1 protein-coding gene is annotated in these 1,056 nt (G+C 68.8%); it reads left to right on the top strand.

The features are described from left to right. The coding region (locus PLL68_RS15790; RefSeq protein WP_502910747.1) for a polyribonucleotide nucleotidyltransferase at positions 1-1,056 on the top strand (1,056 nt) is incomplete at both ends.

The raw sequence follows: 1,056 nt of genomic DNA, 5'->3' as shown, positions 1-1,056 counted from the left end.
TCGCCTTCCCGAACTTCAGCGACATCGAGCGCTCGACGTTCGACATGGTCGTCGCCGGCCGCATCGCCGGTGACGACGTCGCGATCATGATGGTCGAGGCGGAGTCCACCGAGCACACCTGGGACCTCGTCAAGACCGCGGGCAAGACCGCTCCCACCGAGGAGGTCGTCGCCCAGGGCCTCGAGGCCGCCAAGTCGTTCATCAAGGTCCTCTGCGAGGCCCAGGCCGAGCTCGCCGCCACGGCCGCGAAGCCGGTCCAGGAGTTCCCGATCTTCCTGGACTACCAGGACGACGTGTTCGCCGCGGTCGAGGCCGCGACGGCATCCGACCTCGCTGCTGCCCTGCAGATCGCCGGCAAGGCGGAGCGCGAGGAGCGCATCGACGCCATCAAGGACGCGATGAAGGAGTCGCTCGGGGCCCAGTTCGAGGGTCGCGAGAAGGAGCTCTCGGCTGCCTACCGCTCGGTGCAGAAGAGCCTGATCCGTCAGCGCATCCTCACCGACAAGGTCCGCATCGACGGCCGTGGGCTCGCGGACATCCGCGCCCTCTCGGCCGAGGTCGAGGTGCTCCCGCGCGTGCACGGCTCGGCGATCTTCGAGCGTGGCGAGACCCAGATCATGGGCGTCACGACGCTGAACATGCTCCGCATGGAGCAGCAGCTCGACACGTTGTCGCCGGTCACGCGCAAGCGCTACATGCACAACTACAACTTCCCGCCCTACAGCACCGGTGAGACCGGGCGCGTGGGTTCGCCCAAGCGTCGCGAGATCGGCCACGGTGCGCTCGCCGAGCGCGCCCTGATGCCGGTCCTGCCGACCCGCGAGGAGTTCCCCTACGCGATCCGTCAGGTGTCCGAGGCCCTGGGCTCCAACGGCTCGACCTCGATGGGCTCGGTCTGCGCGTCCACCCTGTCGATGCTCAACGCCGGTGTGCCGCTGCGCGCCCCGGTCGCCGGCATCGCCATGGGCCTGATCTCGGCCGAGGTCGACGGCAAGACTGAGTACGCGGCGCTGACCGACATCCTCGGCGCCGAGGACGCGTTCGGTGACATGGACT

Origin of the sequence: Ornithinibacter sp., assembly GCF_035443565.1 — a bacterium.
Lineage (GTDB): Bacteria > Actinomycetota > Actinomycetes > Actinomycetales > Dermatophilaceae > Fodinibacter.
The sequence above is the reverse complement of the archived record's forward strand: the minus strand, read 5'-3'. Positions and strand labels throughout refer to the sequence as shown.